This is a genomic window from Bradyrhizobium sp. SMVTL-02, from assembly GCF_051853005.1.
In the GTDB taxonomy this organism is placed as follows: domain Bacteria; phylum Pseudomonadota; class Alphaproteobacteria; order Rhizobiales; family Xanthobacteraceae; genus Bradyrhizobium.
The window spans coordinates 65,151-81,919 of sequence record NZ_CP182469.1 but is presented as its reverse complement, the minus strand read 5'-3'; the positions used below and the strand labels follow the sequence as shown (position 1 = coordinate 81,919).

10 protein-coding genes are annotated in these 16,769 nt (G+C 67.1%); all 10 read right to left on the bottom strand.

Features of this window, described 5'->3' with window-relative positions; genetic code table 11:
- Window positions 1-61: 61 nt before the first annotated feature.
- The 10 genes from addA to ubiE all read right to left on the bottom strand — a co-directional run bounded on the left by addA (window position 62) and on the right by ubiE (window position 16,736).
- Window positions 62-3,571, bottom strand: coding sequence for a double-strand break repair helicase AddA (gene addA, locus ACNJYB_RS00335; RefSeq protein ID WP_439372177.1), 3,510 nt, complete (start codon window positions 3,569-3,571; stop codon window positions 62-64).
- Window positions 3,565-6,711 carry a double-strand break repair protein AddB gene (gene addB / locus ACNJYB_RS00330; RefSeq protein ID WP_439372176.1) on the bottom strand — a complete coding sequence of 1,049 codons (3,147 nt, stop codon included), beginning with the start codon at window positions 6,709-6,711 and terminating at the stop codon, window positions 3,565-3,567. The genes addA and addB overlap by 7 nt, the downstream gene beginning before the upstream one ends.
- A gap of 132 nt (window positions 6,712-6,843) precedes the next feature.
- Window positions 6,844-7,566: a nucleotidyltransferase family protein gene (locus ACNJYB_RS00325; protein ID WP_439372175.1), complete on the bottom strand. Its 723-nt coding sequence runs from the start codon at window positions 7,564-7,566 to the stop codon at window positions 6,844-6,846.
- Between the two features lie 138 nt (window positions 7,567-7,704).
- Window positions 7,705-8,025, bottom strand: a complete 321-nt coding sequence (locus ACNJYB_RS00320; RefSeq protein WP_439372173.1) for a PilZ domain-containing protein — start codon at window positions 8,023-8,025, stop codon at window positions 7,705-7,707.
- Window positions 8,026-8,129: 104 nt separating this feature from the next.
- Entirely contained in the window at window positions 8,130-9,656 is a 1,527-nt protein-coding gene (gene tsaE / locus ACNJYB_RS00315; RefSeq protein ID WP_439372171.1) for a tRNA (adenosine(37)-N6)-threonylcarbamoyltransferase complex ATPase subunit type 1 TsaE, read from the bottom strand.
- The gene (locus ACNJYB_RS00310) at window positions 9,653-12,157 is read right to left on the bottom strand and encodes an ATP-binding protein (RefSeq protein WP_439372169.1); all 2,505 of its coding nucleotides are present in this window, start codon (window positions 12,155-12,157) and stop codon (window positions 9,653-9,655) included. Before ACNJYB_RS00310 ends, tsaE begins: the two co-directional genes overlap by 4 nt.
- Before the next feature lie 286 nt (window positions 12,158-12,443).
- A complete protein-coding gene (dut, locus tag ACNJYB_RS00305; protein WP_439372168.1) occupies window positions 12,444-12,902 on the bottom strand; it encodes a dUTP diphosphatase in 459 nt (152 codons plus the stop codon).
- Window positions 12,899-14,347, bottom strand: a complete 1,449-nt coding sequence (gene coaBC / locus ACNJYB_RS00300) for a bifunctional phosphopantothenoylcysteine decarboxylase/phosphopantothenate--cysteine ligase CoaBC (RefSeq protein WP_439372166.1) — start codon at window positions 14,345-14,347, stop codon at window positions 12,899-12,901. The genes dut and coaBC overlap by 4 nt, the downstream gene beginning before the upstream one ends.
- Before the next feature lie 56 nt (window positions 14,348-14,403).
- A complete protein-coding gene (gene ubiB, locus ACNJYB_RS00295) occupies window positions 14,404-15,978 on the bottom strand; it encodes a 2-polyprenylphenol 6-hydroxylase (RefSeq protein WP_439372165.1) in 1,575 nt (524 codons plus the stop codon).
- On the bottom strand, window positions 15,975-16,736 hold the full coding sequence (gene ubiE / locus ACNJYB_RS00290; protein WP_439372163.1) for a bifunctional demethylmenaquinone methyltransferase/2-methoxy-6-polyprenyl-1,4-benzoquinol methylase UbiE: 762 nt from the start codon (window positions 16,734-16,736) through the stop codon (window positions 15,975-15,977). Before ubiE ends, ubiB begins: the two co-directional genes overlap by 4 nt.
- Window positions 16,737-16,769: the final 33 nt, after the last annotated feature.

Below are 16,769 nucleotides of genomic sequence, written 5' to 3'. Positions count from 1 at the left end.
CTCACTCGGTTGAAGGAGAATCGGCGCGACGTGGAATCGCGCCCGGGATCATGGGGTGAACCTATGAACGGCTCCTTGCCGGGTCAAGGACGCTCACACCGAGATGAAGGGATGCCAGCGCCGCGTCCAGCGCGGGGGCCGAAATCTCCATATATTCAAGGGCCTCGGTCCAGAGCAGCACGGCCCGGATCGGCCTTTGGGGATAAAGCCGCGCGAGCACCGCCCGGTACAGCGCAAGCTGCCGGACATAGGCTGCCGGCGCCTCGGCGGCGCTCTTCGGCGCGGCCTGATTGGTCTTGAAATCGATGATCAAAACCTCGTCCGGACGCACGACCAGCCGGTCGATCTGCCCCGACACCAGCGCCGGGCTGCGGCCCGGCCGCTCCAGCCGGCCGGCAATGGCGACCTCCGCCCGGCTGCCGGCGGCAAAGACCGGGGCAAAACGCGGCTCGGTGATCAGGGCGAGCACCTTGTCGGCCAGCGCAACGCGGTCGGCTTCCGGCCAGTCCGCGGCATTGCGCGCCATGAAGCCGAGCGCGGCCTCGCGCCGGCGCTCGGAGGAGATGTCGGGCAGGGATTGCAGCAGGCGGTGCACCAGCGTGCCGCGCTGCAGCGCCAGCGCCCGGGACTGCACCGATTCGCCTGCCCGCACGCTGCGGCCGTCCCCGGCCGACTGGCCGGACGGGCGCACCGCATCGTCGTCGGCGGTCTCGCGCGGCGCCGGTGTCCGCAGCCAGTCCGGCAACGCGATGGTCTGGTGCACGGACGTCGCCGGCGTGCCCAACCCGACGGCATCCTCCGGCCGGGCGAAACGCGTGACCTTGCCGAGCGGCGTCTCGATGGTCTGCTTGTCCAGGCCCGAGCCGGCGAGGCCGGTGTCGATGAGGTCGTACCAGCTCAGCTTGCGCACCGTCCTCATGTTGCCGGGCAAGCAGCCGCCGACGATCAGCCGGTCGGCCGCGCGCGTCATCGCGACGTAGAGCAGGCGACGATATTCGTCCTCGGTCTCCTCGATCATGGCCTTGCGCGCATCGGCGACGGGTTTTGGATCGTCCGCCTTGCGCCCGGCCCAGACCACGACTTCGCCACCGTTGCCGCGCGGCACGTTGATCAGCCGGACCCTTTGCGAGTCGGCGGGCGACGACGTGGTGTCGACCATGAACACGACCGAGGCTTCGAGGCCCTTGGCGCCGTGCACGGTCATCACCCGCACCTCGTCGCGCGAGATCTCCATGTCGCGCTTCACCTCGGTGTCGGCTGAGCGCAGCCAGGCCATGAAGCCCTGCAGCGAGGCCGGCGCCTTGCGCTCGTAGTTCAGCGCCAGCTCCAGGAATTCGTCGAGCGCGTCGTTGGCCTCATGGCCGAGCCGGCGCAGGATGCGGGCGCGGCCGCCGTCGCCCCCGAGCAGCCAGGCGTAGAAGGCGAACGGCGTCTCCTCGCGCGCGCGGATCTCACAGGCCTCCAGGCGCCGCAACGCCGTCGCGAACTTCTCGCTTGTGGCCGCATGCTCACCGAGCGCGCGGCGCAGCGAGCCCTTGCGATTCCAGGCGAGCTGGAACAGATCGTCGTCGTCGAACCCGAACAGCGGGCTCTTCAGTGCCACTGCGAGCGCGAGGTCGTCCTGCGGCAGCAGCAGCGCGTCCGCAAGGTTCATCAAATCGATGATGCCGATGTGTTCGGTGAGCTTGAGCCGGTCGGCGCCCGCGACCGGGATGCCGGCGTGCTTGAGCGCCTGGATCACGGCGTCGAACGCATTGCCGCGCCGGCGCACCAGGATCAGCATGTCGCCATAGCGCAGCGGCCGGCGCTCGCCCTCGTGACCGGTCAGCGTGCCGCTCTCGACCAGCCGCTTGATCTCGGCCTGGATCCGGCCCGCGAGCTTGATCTCGGGGCTGGTGACGGCGACGCCGTCGAACGGCGCGCGCCAGCCCTCGATGTCCTGTCGGTCATCGGCTTCCGCAAGGTCCCATAGCTCGATCACGCTCGGGCCGGCATCCGCGAGCGAATTGTGCAGCGGGTAACCGATATCGATCGAATGGATGCTCTTGTAGATCTGGGGCTCGCGGAAGACGTGGTCCACCGAATGAAGGATCGCTGCACCCGAGCGGAACGAATAAGTGAAGGCAACCGGATCGAACTTCAGGCCGGCAGCTTTGAACTTGCGTTGAAGCTCCCGCTTGCGCTTGTCGAATTCGTGTGGGTCAGCGCCCTGGAACGAGAAGATGGACTGCTTCTCGTCACCTACCGCAAAGACCGTGCGGTTCAGCCCCTCGCGCGCGCCTTCGCCTGTGGTGAACTCGGAAATGATGTGAGCGACGATGTCCCATTGCCGCGGGCTCGTATCCTGCGCCTCGTCGATCAGCACGTGATCGACGCCGCGGTCGAGCTTGTAATGCACCCAGCCCGAGGAGATGCGGTCAAGCATCGCCAGCGTCTTGTCGATGAGGTCGTCGTAGTCGAGCAGGCCGCGTCCCTGCTTCTCGCGGCGGTAGTTCGCGGCGGCGGCAGTCGCGATATGCAGCAACGCCGCGGTGCGATCGCGCATGGTCACTGCGCGGCGCTTCTCGATCAATCCGCTGAGGCGCTGCACTTCCGATTCGAACAGGCGTGCGATGGAGGGGTTGTTGTCGCAAAACTTCTTGGTCAGAACCGCCTTGCGCGGCAGCTTGTCGTCGGTGAGGAAGACGCAGAGATAGGCATCGACCTGCGCGCCGCCGGAAAAGGCCTTCGCTTCGCGCAGCCGGCCCGCCTGGTCATTGTCGGACTTGCTGCCGCCCTCCAGCGCGAAGGCGATGTCGTCCCAGCGCGATCGCGGCAGGAACGGTCCGTCGAGGATCTCGGTCTCGACGTCCTCGATGCGGTCGCTCGCGTCGACACCCAGCACCGCCGCCATCTGCGCGGCAGCCGCTTCTGCATTACCCGCCTCGTCGGTCCAGGCCATGAAATGGTCGCGGCTCAGGCACGCTTCGCGCACGACCTCCTTGAAGGTGACGTCGGCGGCGCTCGCCATCGCCGTCAGCAGCGCGCGCCCGGTGACGCTGTCGGGGTCTCGTGCGGCCTCCAGCAGCACCTTCAGATTGGCGCGCTCCATCATGTCGGTCTGGTCGCGCTCGTCGATCACCGAGAAGCGCGCGGGTACGTTGGCCTCGAACGGAAATTGCTGGAGCAGGCGCGTGCACAGCGCGTGGATGGTCTGCACCTTCAATCCGCCCGGTGTCTCCAGCGCGCAGGCAAACAGCTTTCGCGCCTCGCGCCGCAATTTTCGATCAGGATGCGGGATGCCGACCGCGCGGATCGCGGCGTCGAGCCCGGCATCGTCCAGCGTCACCCAGTGTCCAAGCGTGGTGAACACGCGCTCGGCCATGTTGGCGGCGGCAGCCTTGGTGAAGGTGATGCAGAGGATCTTTTCCGGCGGCACGCCCGACAGCAACAGGCGGATCACGCGCTGCACCAGCACATGCGTCTTGCCCGAGCCGGCATTGGCCGACACGAAGGCCGACGCGGTCGGATCGGACGCGCGCGCCTGCCGCGCGCGCACCTCGTCGGGAATGGGGCGCGGCAGTTTCACCATTCCTCGATTCCCAAACCGCCGGCCGCGGACCATTCCTTGATCCGGGCGAGGTCGTCATAGGCGCCGTAGCGGTTCGCCCACATCGGCAGATTCAGCGAGGTGTAGGGCTGGTTCTCATCCTCGAAGGCGCGGATCAGCGCCTCAAGCTTGGCCCGCGCCTCGGCGGCTGCCGTGTCCGGCGGCTGCGCTTCGTCGCCCTGCTTGTACTTGAGCTCGAGGATGCGTTCCTCTCCGGGTGGATTGTTGCCGCTGAGGCGGACATAGACGAGCTGGCTCACGGAGGAGCCGGCATCGATATCGGGAAAACCGCCTTCGCGCAGGATCGCGGCCTCCAGCGTGAGCTGCGGTGACAGGCCCATGCGGACCTGCTTGCCGGTCGGCGGCTGGCCGGTCTTGTAGTCGAGGATGGCGTAACTGCCACCCTGCCGCCGCTCGATGCGGTCGGCGCGCGCGGAGAGATAAAAAGTGCGCGCGTTGTCGAGCGTGATCGAGATCTCGCCAGGGGTCTCCGCGACGATCGTCTCGATCGCGTCGCGGCGCGCCTGCTCCCATTCGCCGAACCAGCGCGCGATGCGCTGGAATCGCGGCCACCACAGCGCCCGCGCCTCGGGGCGTTCCATCAGCGGCGCAAAATGCTTCTCGCCGATCGCGCGCAGCACGCGCGCGGGATCGTCGGGCAGACGCGTTGCATAGCTTTCGGTGAACTCGCCGATCGCATCATGGATCGCCGAACCCCGGTCGGCGGCCGACAACGGCATGTCGACGGGGTCCAGTGCATCGAGCCGCAAAATGTACTTGGCGTAGATCGTGTAGGGATCGCGCAGCCAGTCCTCGATCGCAGTCACCGACATTTTCAGCGGCCGCGTCGCGCGCGGCGGCCGCGGCTCGGGCTGCTTGATCGGCTTGACTTCATCGGGTTGGTCGAGCGCGCCCGCGAATTGCACGTATTTTTCGCCGGCGCGAACGGCCGCCTTCCAGAGCTCGTCGCCGGCAACCGCTTCCAGCCGATGCAGGAAGCGCGAGGCCACCGCCGGCGCGCCGCCGGCCTTGGCGGAATGGGTGAGAATGACTTCGTCGCCGCCGAGCAGTTGCGTGAAGTCGTGCGCGGAGAGGCCGATACGGCGCTCCGGCAGGTCGAGCCCTAGCTCGTGCCGCATCGGCCGGCTGAGCCAGGGGTCGATGCGCGGCGCCGGCGGCCAGACGCCTTCGATCAGGCCGCCGATGATGATGCGGTCGGCCTGCATCAGGCGCGATTCCAGCGGGCCGTAAATCTGCAGCCGCGCACCCGGCCTGTCGCGCCGCCGCACCGCGCGGTCGCCGAAGGCGGTCTGGAACACGTCCGCGTACTCGGGCAGCGGCACCATCAATCCGCTGGTCGTGCCGCCGCGCAGCAGATCGTCGAAGGCGCCGGCGAGCGCGAGGCCTTCGCGCTCCTCGAAGGCGAGCGGGATGCCCTGCTCGTCGCGCGACAGCTCGATCATGATCTCGCGATGCCGGTGCGCGAGCTCGGCGAAGTCATACGGCTTCGGCGGGGGCAGGCTCTCGATCGACGCCAGTGCCTTTTGCAGTGTATCGATCAGCGCCTGGATGCGATCGAGATCCTCGGTCTTGAGACGAGCGCGCGGCTCTGCCTTATGGAGCGCGGAGACTTCGCTGCGCCACAGCTTTGCCAACTCCTCGCGCAAACGGTTGAACTCGCGCAAGAGGCCCGCCGTGCCCGCCGGCGGACGTGTGCCGCGCAAGACCGCGAGCTCGAGGCCTTCGATCGCCATCTTCCACGCGCCAGGCGCGCGGCCGAGCCGGCACAGCGGATGCTTCAGCATCGCCAGCAGCGTCGGCGGCTCCAGGCCCTTTGTCGCTGCCTCTGCCACAAGGCGTGCAAAGACTCCGGCGGAGGTTTCCATCAACACGTCGCCGCCGGAATCGTGGAAGGCGAGATCCCAGCGCGTCAGCGCCGCCATCACCCGCCGCGCCAAGGCGCGGTCAGGCGTCACCAACGCCGCTGATTTGTCGAGATGCCGCGCCTCGCGCATCGCGATCGCGATCGCGAGCGCTTCCATTTCGGGATTGGGCGCCTCCACCACGGCGAGATTTCTCATGCCGCGCGCGATCTTTCCGGCGACATCAGGCTGCTTCAGCCGGTCGTGCCAGACTTCCGTCTTGGTGGAGGGCCGCATCGATTCGGATGCAAGCAGGTCGCGGCCGCGTCCCGCCGGCGGCTGAAGGATCTCGACGTCGCTGCGCTTGATGCCAAAGCGCTCCAGCAGCGTGTGCATCGCATATTGCGGATGGTTCGAGGCCGGATGCTCCGCGAACTTGCCGAGCGCATCGCGTACGCCGCCGATGGTGCGCCAGGCGTCGTCGTCGAGATCGGTATCGAGCCCCGGCAGCACCACCGCGCCATGGGGCAGCGCGGCGACCACGTGCAGGAATTTTGCGGTGGCCGGCATCGAGCCGGTCGAACCCGCCGCGATCACCGGCCCGCTCGGATGCGCGGTCAGTCGCTTGGCTTCGGCCTGGATCAGGAGGTCGCGTCGCGCCGCAGGCTCGATGCGCTTGATCTCGGCGAGATGAGCGGGCCAGGCGATGCGGGCGATGCGCAGGAATTCGAGCGAATGTTGCCAGTAGCGGTCGAGCTGATCAGGCACGAGGCCGTCGAGTGCGCTCCAGTCCACGCCACGCGTGACCATGTCGTCGATCAGGCGCGCGAGGTCGCCGGCGAGGGCCAGCGTCGAGGCGGGGCCGCCGACCACCAGCGGCGCCAGCACCGGGCCCTTGGCCCAGGCGGCCACGAGTTGCGCCAGCGTCAGCCGCCGTTCCAGCTCGCCGAGCCGTGGCGGAATGTCGAGCGGCGTTGCGCTGGAAAACTGCTCGCTCTCTTCGGTGAAGGCGAGCTCGTCCTCGTCGATGTCGCCGAGCGCGACGATGCGCGGCAGCACCACCGCGTCCGCATTCATTTCATCGAGGAATATCTCGCGGACGACGCGCATCGCGCGCCGTGTCGGCAGATACAGCGTAGCGTCGGCCAGTCGCGCCGGTTCCTTGCGGGCCTCGAAGCCGTCCACCAGGCGGCCGTCGAGCAGGGCCGTGACGACCGTGCGCAGGAACGGAACTGAGATGGGAACGCTGAAAACACGCATGGGCCGCCTGATTCGGGAATCAGGGCAATATAGGCAGGCTGACTCGAATGGTCATGGGCGGGGCGAAGTCTTTCCCCGCTGTTCGCTGCGCCTGGGACAGGTCCCGTACGGCACCATCTTCGAGGCTGGTCACTAGGCCACGCTCTCCAGAAACGCCTCTTCCGCGGCGTGCACGGCATCGGGCGTGCCGACATGCATCCAGACGCCGTCGAGGCGCAGGCCGAACAGCCGCTCCTGCTCGTTGGCGCGGTCGAACATCTTTGTCAGCGAGAATTCGCCCTTGGGCGCATCGGCAAAGATCGACGGCGACAGGATCGCCGCGCCGGCATAGACGAACGGAACGACCTCTTTCTCCTTGCGCTTGCGCAACGCGCCGTCGGGCAGCATGCCGTAATCGCCGCGGCCGCTATAGCCGATGCTGGTCGCGGTCGGTGCCATCAGCAGCAGGATGTCCATGTGCTCGGGGTCGAAGTTTTCGGCAAGGCGCGTCAGATTGGAGCGCACGCCGTCGATCCACAGCGTGTCGGAGTTGACGTGGAAGAACGGGGCGTCGCCGAGCAGTGGCAGTGCCTTGACCACGCCGCCGCCGGTGCCGAGCACCTGGTCGCGCTCGTCCGAGATGGTCACGCGCGGGATCTGACGCGATGCGACGTGATCGATGATCTGGTCCGGGAGGTAGTGCACATTGACCACCGCCTCGGTGACGCCGGCATGGCCGAGCTTGTCGAGGACGTGGTCGAGCAGCGGCTGGCCCGCCACCGGCACCATCGGCTTCGGCATCTTGTCCGTCAACGGACGCATGCGCAGGCCGAACCCTGCGGCGAGCACCATGGCTTTGGTCGGCTTGACGGACATCCTTTGCCTTCTCGGAACTCTTCTTCGACCTGTCTGGTTTCGCGTTTGCAGCAAATCCTAGCACGGGACTGTATCGATCGTACCGCGTCTCAACCGCCTTAACCACCCGCCGTGACGGTTGTGCGACGGGTGTTGCCGTTACGCCCCAAGGGATGCGGAACGGGCCTTTTTCTTCCCGTCGCCGGCCTTGAGGAAATTGACGCCGATCTGGTCGCCATTGACCCAGGCCAGTTCGCAGCGCCGGTACGCAAGTCCCGTGGAAGACAGCAGCAGAAAGAATTCCTTCAGATGCAGGCCTTCGACCGAACCGTCGTCGATGGTGAGCTTGGCGCCGCTGTCGGAGACATCCTCCATGGTGCAGTCGCGCCGCCAGGTGCCGTCGATTCCCATCATTTGGGCCGGTATCCCGCGCTCGAAAACAACCCGGCTGTTGCCGCGCTGATCCGTCTTTACCGCCATCTGCCCTGCTCCAGCCCCGTCTTTATCCGGCTGCTTCGCCGCCAGAATAGCGAGGTCTTGGCTAACAGCCGGTAAATCGGGCCCGATTCGGGCATTGGCCGCTGTTAGGACGATCCTCGAGGCGGTGGCACGTTGGCGAGATACCAGTCGCGCAGGACGCTGAGGGCGGGATGCGCCAGCGAGCGTTGGAGATAGGTCCAGATCCGCGGCTGGTGACGCAGATAATGTGGCTTGCCGTCGCGGCGGTTGAGACGCGCGAAGGTGCCGAGCAGACGCGTGTTCCGCTGCGCCGACATGATCGCGTAGAGCTCGGCGAAGCCGGCCGCATCGAAGCTCGCATCGGCCGCGCGCCGCGCCTTGATGTAGCGCGACAGCAGCATCAGCTCGATGTTTTCAGGCACGTCGATGCGCGCGTCCTGGAGCAGTGACACCACGTCGTAGGAGTGCGGCCCGAGCACGGTGTCCTGGAAGTCGATCACGCCGACCCGCCCGATTCCGTTGCGCTCCCCCAGCCAGATCAGATTGGGCGAGTGATAGTCGCGGATGATCCAGGTCCTCGGCGTGGCCAGCGGCTTCTTCAGCAGCTCGCGCCACATCGCGAAAAATTCCGCGCGCTTCTCTTCGCTCAGCGGCGCGTTGCGATCAGGCAGATACCATTCCGGCATCAATCCGATCTCGATCAGAAGCGCCTCGACGTCGAAGACGGGGATGTCGTAGGTCTGCCCGTCGAGCGGCAGGCTCTCCGGCAGCGCCTTGCCGTGCAGCATCGCCAGCAGGTCGGTCGCGGCCTCGTAGCGCTCGGCGATCGGGCGCGGCGGATCGCCCTCGATCACGCCCTCGCTGCCGAAATCCTCGCTGATCAGGAAGCCGTGGTCGAGATCGAAATGATGGATCGCGGGCGCAGAGATTCCTTGGGCGCGCAGGCCCTCGTCGAGCGCGACGAACGGCCTCACGTTCTCGGCGAGATGCACCGCGGCGCTGTAGGACTTTCCGTTGTAGAGGGCCGCGCCGTCGGGGCGCTGCGGGAAGTTCATGAGGATGACGATCTCGCCGTCACGCAGCAGTCGCGCGTAGGAGCGGGTCGAGGCGTCGCCGTTCATGCGCCGTCGCGTCGCGTCGATATAGCCGGACGCGTCGAGGAATTCACGCAGCGCCTGCAGCCGCGCGACCTGCGCAGCGCCCTTGCCGTAACCGGTGATGTCGGCGGCGCGCGCAGTCGAGCCCAGTGCCGGACGGTGTGTGAGCGCGATGTCGATGCGATCCGTGGGCATCGCCGACGGCGCGCGCTCGGGCCATTCGATGAGCACGAGCGTCGCCTCGGGAAGCGGCGACAGCCCGATCTCCTCGAGCTCGCTCTCGTCCTCGACGCGGTAGAGATCGGCATGCATCACCGGCAAGGGTGGCAGCTCGTAGCCCTGCACCAGCGTGAAGGTCGGGCTCGGCACTTCCAGCTCCTCGTCGTCGGCGAGATAGCGGATCAGTGCGCGGGCGGCGACGGTCTTGCCGGCGCCGAGATCGCCAGTGAGGGTGATGACGTCGCCGGGTCCGATCAGCAGTGCGAGATCGGCCATCAGTTGCGCGGTGGCCGTCTCGTCGTGAAGCGCGACGGAGAATGTGGTGGGCGCGGTCATTCGGCGGCGTCGCGATGCGCCGCCTGGTCGGTCGGGAAGTCGCAGATCACGACCGTGCCGCGGCCTACGATCGAATCCACCCGCACCTTGCCGCCATGCAGCTCGACGAAGGAGCGCACCAGCGACAGGCCGAGCCCGGCGCCGCGGTGACGCGACCCCTGCGAGCGGCTTTCGAACCAGTTGAACACCTTGTCCTTCATGTCGGCAGGTATTCCAGGCCCGGAATCTGTCACAGTGAAGACCACGCTGCGTTCGGTGCGGCGCGCGCTGATTCCGACGGTGGAATCCTGTGGAGAAAACCCGACGGCGTTGGCGAGGAGGTTATAGAGCACCTGCACCACGCGCTTCTCGTCGCCGATGAAGCTGCCGATATCGGGCGCGATCTCGACCTTGAGGCGGATGCGGTCTGTGGCGAGGCGGTCCTGGATGCCCTCGGCGGCCAGCTCGATGGTCTTGCTGACGTCGACGGGCCCGAGTTCCAGCTTCATCGCGCCCGCGTCGATGGTGGCGAGATCGAGGATGTTGTTGGTGAGCGCCAAGAGCGCGTTGGTCGACTTGGTGACGTAGTCGAGATATTCGGCCTGCTTCGGCGTCAGCGGCCCGGTCGAGGGGTCGCTGAGGAAATGCGCGAAGCCGATGATGGTGGTGAGCGGCGAGCGCAGCTCGTATGAGACGTGGTGGACGAAATCCACCTTCATCTGGTCGGCGGCTTCCAGCGCCTCGTTGCGCTCGCGCAGCGCGCGCTCGACATTCTCGGTGTCGGTGATGTCCTGGAACGTCAGCATGGTGGCGCCGTCATGCAGCGGGCGGATCATGCCGTCGAGCACGCTGCCGTCCTTGCGCTCCAGCTTGAGCGGCACGTCGGCGCGGTTCTCGATCGAGGTGATGGCCTCGCGGATCTGCCGCCAGACGCGCGGATCGTCGAACAGCTGATGGCACCAGCCTTCGACGGTCTGGATATGCGGCTCCTCGCGCATGGCGTCGCTCGACAGCTTCCACATCCGCACGAAGGCCGGGTTGAACAGCTGCGCCTTGCCGTTGCTGCCGAACACGGCAACGCCCTCGGCGAGACTGTCCAGCGTCTCGCGCTGGACCCGGATCATGCCGTCGAAGCGGCGGGCCAGCTCGAGGCTCTCGGTGACGTCGTCGAACAGGTAGGTGACGCCGCCTTCCGGGTTCGGCGTGGTGACGACGGAGAGCGCGCGGCCGTCGGGCAGATACCAGGTGTCCTTGGCGGTCTCGACCGCGCGATAGGCCTCGTGCAGCTTGGCTTTCCAGGCGCGGAAGTCCGGCTGCTCCGGCAGCTTGCGCGCAGCGCGAAGCTGGTCGAGCACGCTGGAATCATCGGGGTTGGCGTCGAGGAAGTTGCGGTCGAGGTCCCACAGCCGGCGGTAGGAATCGTTGTAGAAAGCAAGGCGCCGATGGCCGTCGAATACGGCAACGCCGGAGGAGAGCTGGTCGAGTGTGCGGCGATGCGCCTCCGCCATCCGCACCAGGGCCGAGCTCAGCGCATCCGCTTCGCTGGCGTCGATGGCGACGCCGACGCTCCCGCTGCCGACATTGACGGCGCGAACGTCGTACATGCGCCGCTCGCCGCTGACGACGATCGGCAGCCGCGAGCTGAAGCTGGCGGCATCCTTCAGTCCGCGCTCCATCGCGGTGCGGTCGGCGCTGTCGAGCAGCTCGAGCTTGCGCTCATGGGCGTCGGCGATGCTGCTCGCCTCGGTGGCGCGAACATAGGCCGGATTGGCGTAGGTGAGGGCGCCGTTCTCGCCCTTGGCCCAGATCGGCCACGGCGCGGCGGCGGCGAAGCCGCGCAGCATCTCGGTCTCGTCCGAGAGCGCCTTGTAGCGCAGATGGGTCTCGGCCAGATCGCGCCGCAGTCCGGAGAGCTCGCGAATCCGGACGATGGCCTGGCCGCCGATGGCCCGGCCGATGGCTTCCAGCGTGTGGCCATGCGCGGTGGTCAGCGTCAGCTGGAACCCGTCGCCACGCTCGCGCAGCGCGTCGACGGCGTGGTCCATCTGCAGCGCGGGTTCCGGCGGCAGCCATGTTCCGAACGCCAGCACGCGCTGCGGCGAGGAATCGCGCGGCAGCACCATCGCAATGTCGCCGGAGATCTGCGCGCGATTGTCGCCGGCCGGCCAGGAGATCAGGATCTGCGGCTCGGCGAACAGCAGCGCGCCGAAGCGGTCGGCCTGCAGCTGCAGCTCCCCGATCCGCGCCCGCAGCCGCGCCTCGTTCTCCGCCGTGCGCACGCGCGTGCGCATCAGCAGGATCGCGGCCATGACCGAGAAGCCGAGCAAGGCGAGCGCTGTGGCGAGCACCGCGAGTTCCTGCCGGTTGAAGTCCAGCAATATGGAGAGCGTGTCGACGAGGTCGGCGGCCTCGGCCGGCGCAGCCGGCAGCAGCGCTGCGAAAGCGCCTCCCAACAAGCTGTTGCGCGCCAACGATGTGCACGACAGCAGCGTCCGACGCATCGACACGATCACGCCTGACATAGTTGCCCCAAGACCGCACGGATTTACGCGCGGCGACCCCCGCCGCACGCGAATCAAAGGACAATACCCCCAGCGTGACTCTACCGGTAAGAGTCCAGATCGTGAACGCCAACGCGGCTCCCAAAAAATGCCGGCCGCAGGGTTCCAGGCGCACGTAGTTCTGCGGGTGACTTCCCGCCTGCGGGGGAGGGTTGGGGAGAAGGTATTCTACCGCATCGGGACCTCACCCGGCACTGCGTGCCGACCTCTCCCGCAAGCGGGAGAGGTGTACCCACTCGCACCTCGGTTAGCGGCCCGTCGAACCAAAGCCGCTGGCGCCGCGATCGGTTGCCGACAAGCTCGCCACGGGAACCAGCGCGGCCTGCACCACGGGCGCGAGCACCATCTGCGCGATGCGCTCGCCGCGCTTGATCACGAACGGCGCGGTGCCGTGGTTGATCAGGATCACCTTGATCTCGCCGCGGTAGTCGGCGTCGATGGTTCCCGGCGAGTTCAGCACGGTGACGCCGTGCTTGGCGGCAAGCCCCGAGCGCGGCCGCACCTGCGCCTCGTGCGCAGGCGGCAATGCGATCGCAAGGCCGGTCGGCACCAGCGCATATTGGCCCGGTGCGAGCGTCATCGGCTCGGCATCCGGCACCGCGGCCATCAGGTCGAGGCCGGCGGCTTCCGCGGTCTGATAGGCCGGCAGCGGCAGCCCGTCGGCATGGGCGAGGCGCTGCAATTCGACGGTGACCTTCGTGCTCAAGATGCCGGCTCCATGGATTTGTCGGTCACGCTTCTGGCGATGTGCGCGACCAGTTCGATGGCGACCTGTTCCTTGGTCATCACGGGCCAGGAATCAACCGTGATCTCGCCGTTCTTCGCAGCATTCTTGCTGATGAGGTGGACAGTGTTGCGGTCGCCGCCCATCACGCCGGTCGCAGGCGAGACGTCGTTCGCGACGATCCAGTCGCAGCCCTTGCGCGCGAGTTTCGATTTGGCGTTGTCGATGAGGTGCTCGGTCTCGGCGGCGAAGCCGATCACCAGCGGTGGGCGCTTGTCCGCGAGCTTCGAGATCGTGGCAAGGATGTCGGGATTTTCGACCAGCTCAAGCGGCGGCATGCTGCCTGCGGTCTTCTTCAGCTTCTGCTCGCCCGCGTTGGCGACGCGCCAGTCGGCGACGGCGGCGGCGAAGATCGCGATGTCGGCGGGCAGCGCCGCCTGGACCTGCTCCAGCATCTGCCGTGCCGATTCGACGTGCCTGACGGTGACGCCGGCGGGATCATCGAGGTCGACCGGGCCGCTCACCAGGATCACTTCGGCGCCGGCGGCCTGCGCCGCGGCGGCAATGGCAAAGCCCTGCTTGCCGGAGGATCGATTGGCGATGTAGCGCACCGGGTCGATCGGCTCGTGCGTCGGACCGGCGGTGATCAGCACGCGCTTGCCGGCGAGCGGCTTCGGCACCGGCGGTCGCAGCAGGCGCTCGGCGGCATTGGCGATCTCGATCGCTTCCGACATGCGGCCGACACCCGCTTCGCCCGCCTCGGCCATCTCGCCGGAATTCGGTCCGACCAGCACCACGCCGTCGCGCTGGAGCTGGGCGAGGTTGCGCCGCGTCGCCGCGTTGTTCCACATCAGCGGATTCATCGCCGGCGCGAGCAGGATCTTTCGGTTGGTCGCGAGCAGGATGGCACTGGCGAGATCGTCGGCATGGCCGTTCGCCATCTTCGCCATCAGGTCGGCGGTCGCCGGCGCCACCACGATCAGGTCGCAGTCGCGCGCGAGGCGGATGTGACCTGCGTCGAACTCGCTCTGGGGGTCGAACAGGTCGGTGTAGACGCGCTCATGCGAGAGCGCGCTGACCGCCAGCGGGGTCACGAATTGCTGGGCCGCCTTGGTCAGCACGCAGCGGACCTCGATGCGGCGTTCCTTGAGCCGGCGGATCAGGTCCAGCGATTTATAGGCCGCGATCCCGCCGCCTATGATCAGGGTGACGCTGGCCTCGGGGAGGGCGCCGGTGCGCTGGGGTGTCGGGGCCATGGATTGGGCCGGCGGCGCTGAAAACGGCGTCACCGACTCCTCGCGGCCCTCGATCAGCTCCCGCAGGATGACCCGGACCTCTTCCTCGACCGACCTGTGGTTCTTGGCCGAGCGCAGCCGTAAATAGGTTTTGACGGCATCGTCGAGCTTGCGGATGGTCAGGCTTGCCATGACGCCCTCCAGCACGGAATGATGGCGATGCTATCACTCGTTTGATTGCAGTGCAATCAAAGATTCCGGACGGCGATCAGGATCCCGATGAATGTCGCGGCGATGATCCAGAGCGCCACGGTGCGCCAGCGGTTCTTGCGGCCCTCGCTGCGGCCCATCGCCGCGATGCTCTCCGGCGACAGCTTGATACCCTCCCGCGTCATGGTCTCGAGCTGCTCGATGACCTTCACCGATCGCTCCGCGATCTCCGGCAGGCGCATCAGCACGCGCGCAATGTCCCCGGTCCCGGCAATCGCGCCCTGCACCCGGCCGATCGGTCCGAGATTGCGCTCGATCCATTCGCGCACCACGGGGTCGGCGACTTTCCAGATATCGAGCCTGGGATCGAAGCCGCGCGCCACGCCCTCGACCACCACCATGGTCTTCTGCAGCAGGATCAGCTCCGGCCGCGTCGTCATGTCGAACAGGCCGGTGACCTCGAGCAGCAGCGTCAACAGCCGCGCCATCGAGATTTCCTCGGCGGTGCGGTTGTGGATCGGCTCGCCGATGGCGCGGATGGCTTGCGCGAAATTCTCGACCGAATGGTGCGCGGGCACATAGCCCGCCTCGAAATGCACTTCCGCCACGCGGCGATAGTCGCGAGTGATGAAGCCGAGCAGGATCTCGGCGAGGAAGCGCCGCTCCTTCATGCCGAGCCGGCCCATGATGCCGAAATCGACCGCGACGAGGCGGCCGGCGTCATCGAGGAACAGGTTGCCGGGATGCATGTCGGCGTGGAAGAAGCCGTCGCGCAAGGCGTGTCGCAGGAAGCTCTGGATCACCTTGCGGCCAAGATCGGGGAGGTCGACCTGCGCCTCTGCAAGGCGCTTGTGATCGTTCAGCGCGATGCCGTCGATCCACTCCATCGTCAGCACGTTGTGCGTGGTTCGGTCCCAGTCGACGGTCGGCACGCGGAAATCGGGATCGTCGCCCGTGTTCTCCGCCATCTCGGACAGCGCGGCTGCTTCCAGCCGCAGGTCCATCTCCATCGCGACCGAGCGCGACATGGTGTTGATGACCTCGACCAGGCGCAGGCGCCGGGCCTCGGCCGAATAAGCCTCCGCCTTCTCCGCGACGAAGAAGAAATCCGAGAGATCGCGGCGGAAACGCGAGGCCACATTGGGCCTCAGCACCTTGACCGCAACGGGCTTGCGGATGCCGTCGCGCATCACCTCGCCACGATGCACCTGCGCGATCGAGGCTGCCGCGACCGGCGGGCCGAAGCTCACGAAGATGTCCTTGAGCGGCCGCTCCAGCGAGGTCGCGATGGCAGCTTCCGCGTCCGCCTGCGGGAACGGGGGCAGCCGGTCCTGGAGGCTTTCGAGGTCGCGCGCCATATTGAAGCCGACCACGTCCGGACGCGTCGCCAGGAATTGCCCAAGCTTGAGATAGGCCGGGCCCATGCGCGTCAACGCGCGCGAGATCCGTGGTCCCTGCTTGACGCCGCGGCGCTCGACGAGGCGCGCGAGCTTCAGCGCAAGCTGCCCGGGCGGTGGCACCAGGCTTGGATCGACCGAGCCGAACACGCCTTCGCGCGCAAACACGAACGCGGCGCGGATGAGGCGCGTAATGTGGGTGAAAGCAGAGATCACAAACGCCAGCCCGAATGCAGTGCGACGATGCCGCCGGAAAGTGTCTGCCAGCTCACGCGGGAAAAGCCGGCCTCGCGGATCATGTCGGCGAAGGCGGCAGGCTTCGGAAACCTGCGGATCGATTCGACCAGATATTGGTAGGATTCGGCGTCGCCCGTGACCATGCGGCCGAGCGGCGGGATCACCTTGAACGAGAACAGATCATAGAGCTTGTCGAGGCCAGGCATCTCGACGGTGGAGAATTCCAGGCACAGGAAGCGGCTGCCGGGCCTCAGCACGCGATAGGCCTCGCGCAGCGCAAGGTCGATCCGCGGCACGTTGCGAATGCCGAAAGCGATCGTATATGCGTCGAAGCTGCGGTCGGCGAAGCCGAGCGCTTCGGCATTGCCTTCGACGAAATCGACCTGGGTACCGAGATGGCGCTTGGCGGCGCGCTCGCGCCCCACCGCGAGCATGTCTGAATTGATGTCGCAAACCGTGGCATGAAAGCCGGGGCCGGCCGCCTTGGCGGCGCGGAACGAGATGTCGCCGGTGCCGCCGGCGACGTCGAGCAGGGCGAACGGCCGGTCGCTCCTCGGCGGGTCCAGCGCGTTGATCATGATGTCCTTCCAGACCCGGTGCAGACCACCGGACATCAAATCGTTCATCAGGTCATAGCGCGACGCCACGCTGTGAAACACGTCGTTCACCAGCGTCTGCTTGTCCCCCAGGGGGACGTCTTTGAAGCCAAAATGCGTGGTTTCGCCCGGCCGATCCATTACTCTGCTCCACGAGGCGGACCATAGCCTGCC

What these genes read in the sequence shown, in the direction of transcription:
- addA (WP_439372177.1), bottom strand. Translation starts at nt 3,571, where the DNA reads ATGGTGAAACTGCCGCGCCCCATTCCCGACGAGGTGCGCGCGCGGCAG.
- addB (WP_439372176.1), bottom strand. Translation starts at nt 6,711, where the DNA reads ATGCGTGTTTTCAGCGTTCCCATCTCAGTTCCGTTCCTGCGCACGGTC.
- ACNJYB_RS00325 (WP_439372175.1), bottom strand. Translation starts at nt 7,566, where the DNA reads ATGTCCGTCAAGCCGACCAAAGCCATGGTGCTCGCCGCAGGGTTCGGC.
- ACNJYB_RS00320 (WP_439372173.1), bottom strand. Translation starts at nt 8,025, where the DNA reads ATGGCGGTAAAGACGGATCAGCGCGGCAACAGCCGGGTTGTTTTCGAG.
- tsaE (WP_439372171.1), bottom strand. Translation starts at nt 9,656, where the DNA reads ATGACCGCGCCCACCACATTCTCCGTCGCGCTTCACGACGAGACGGCC.
- ACNJYB_RS00310 (WP_439372169.1), bottom strand. Translation starts at nt 12,157, where the DNA reads ATGTCAGGCGTGATCGTGTCGATGCGTCGGACGCTGCTGTCGTGCACA.
- coaBC (WP_439372166.1), bottom strand. Translation starts at nt 14,347, where the DNA reads ATGGCAAGCCTGACCATCCGCAAGCTCGACGATGCCGTCAAAACCTAT.
- ubiE (WP_439372163.1), bottom strand. Translation starts at nt 16,736, where the DNA reads ATGGATCGGCCGGGCGAAACCACGCATTTTGGCTTCAAAGACGTCCCC.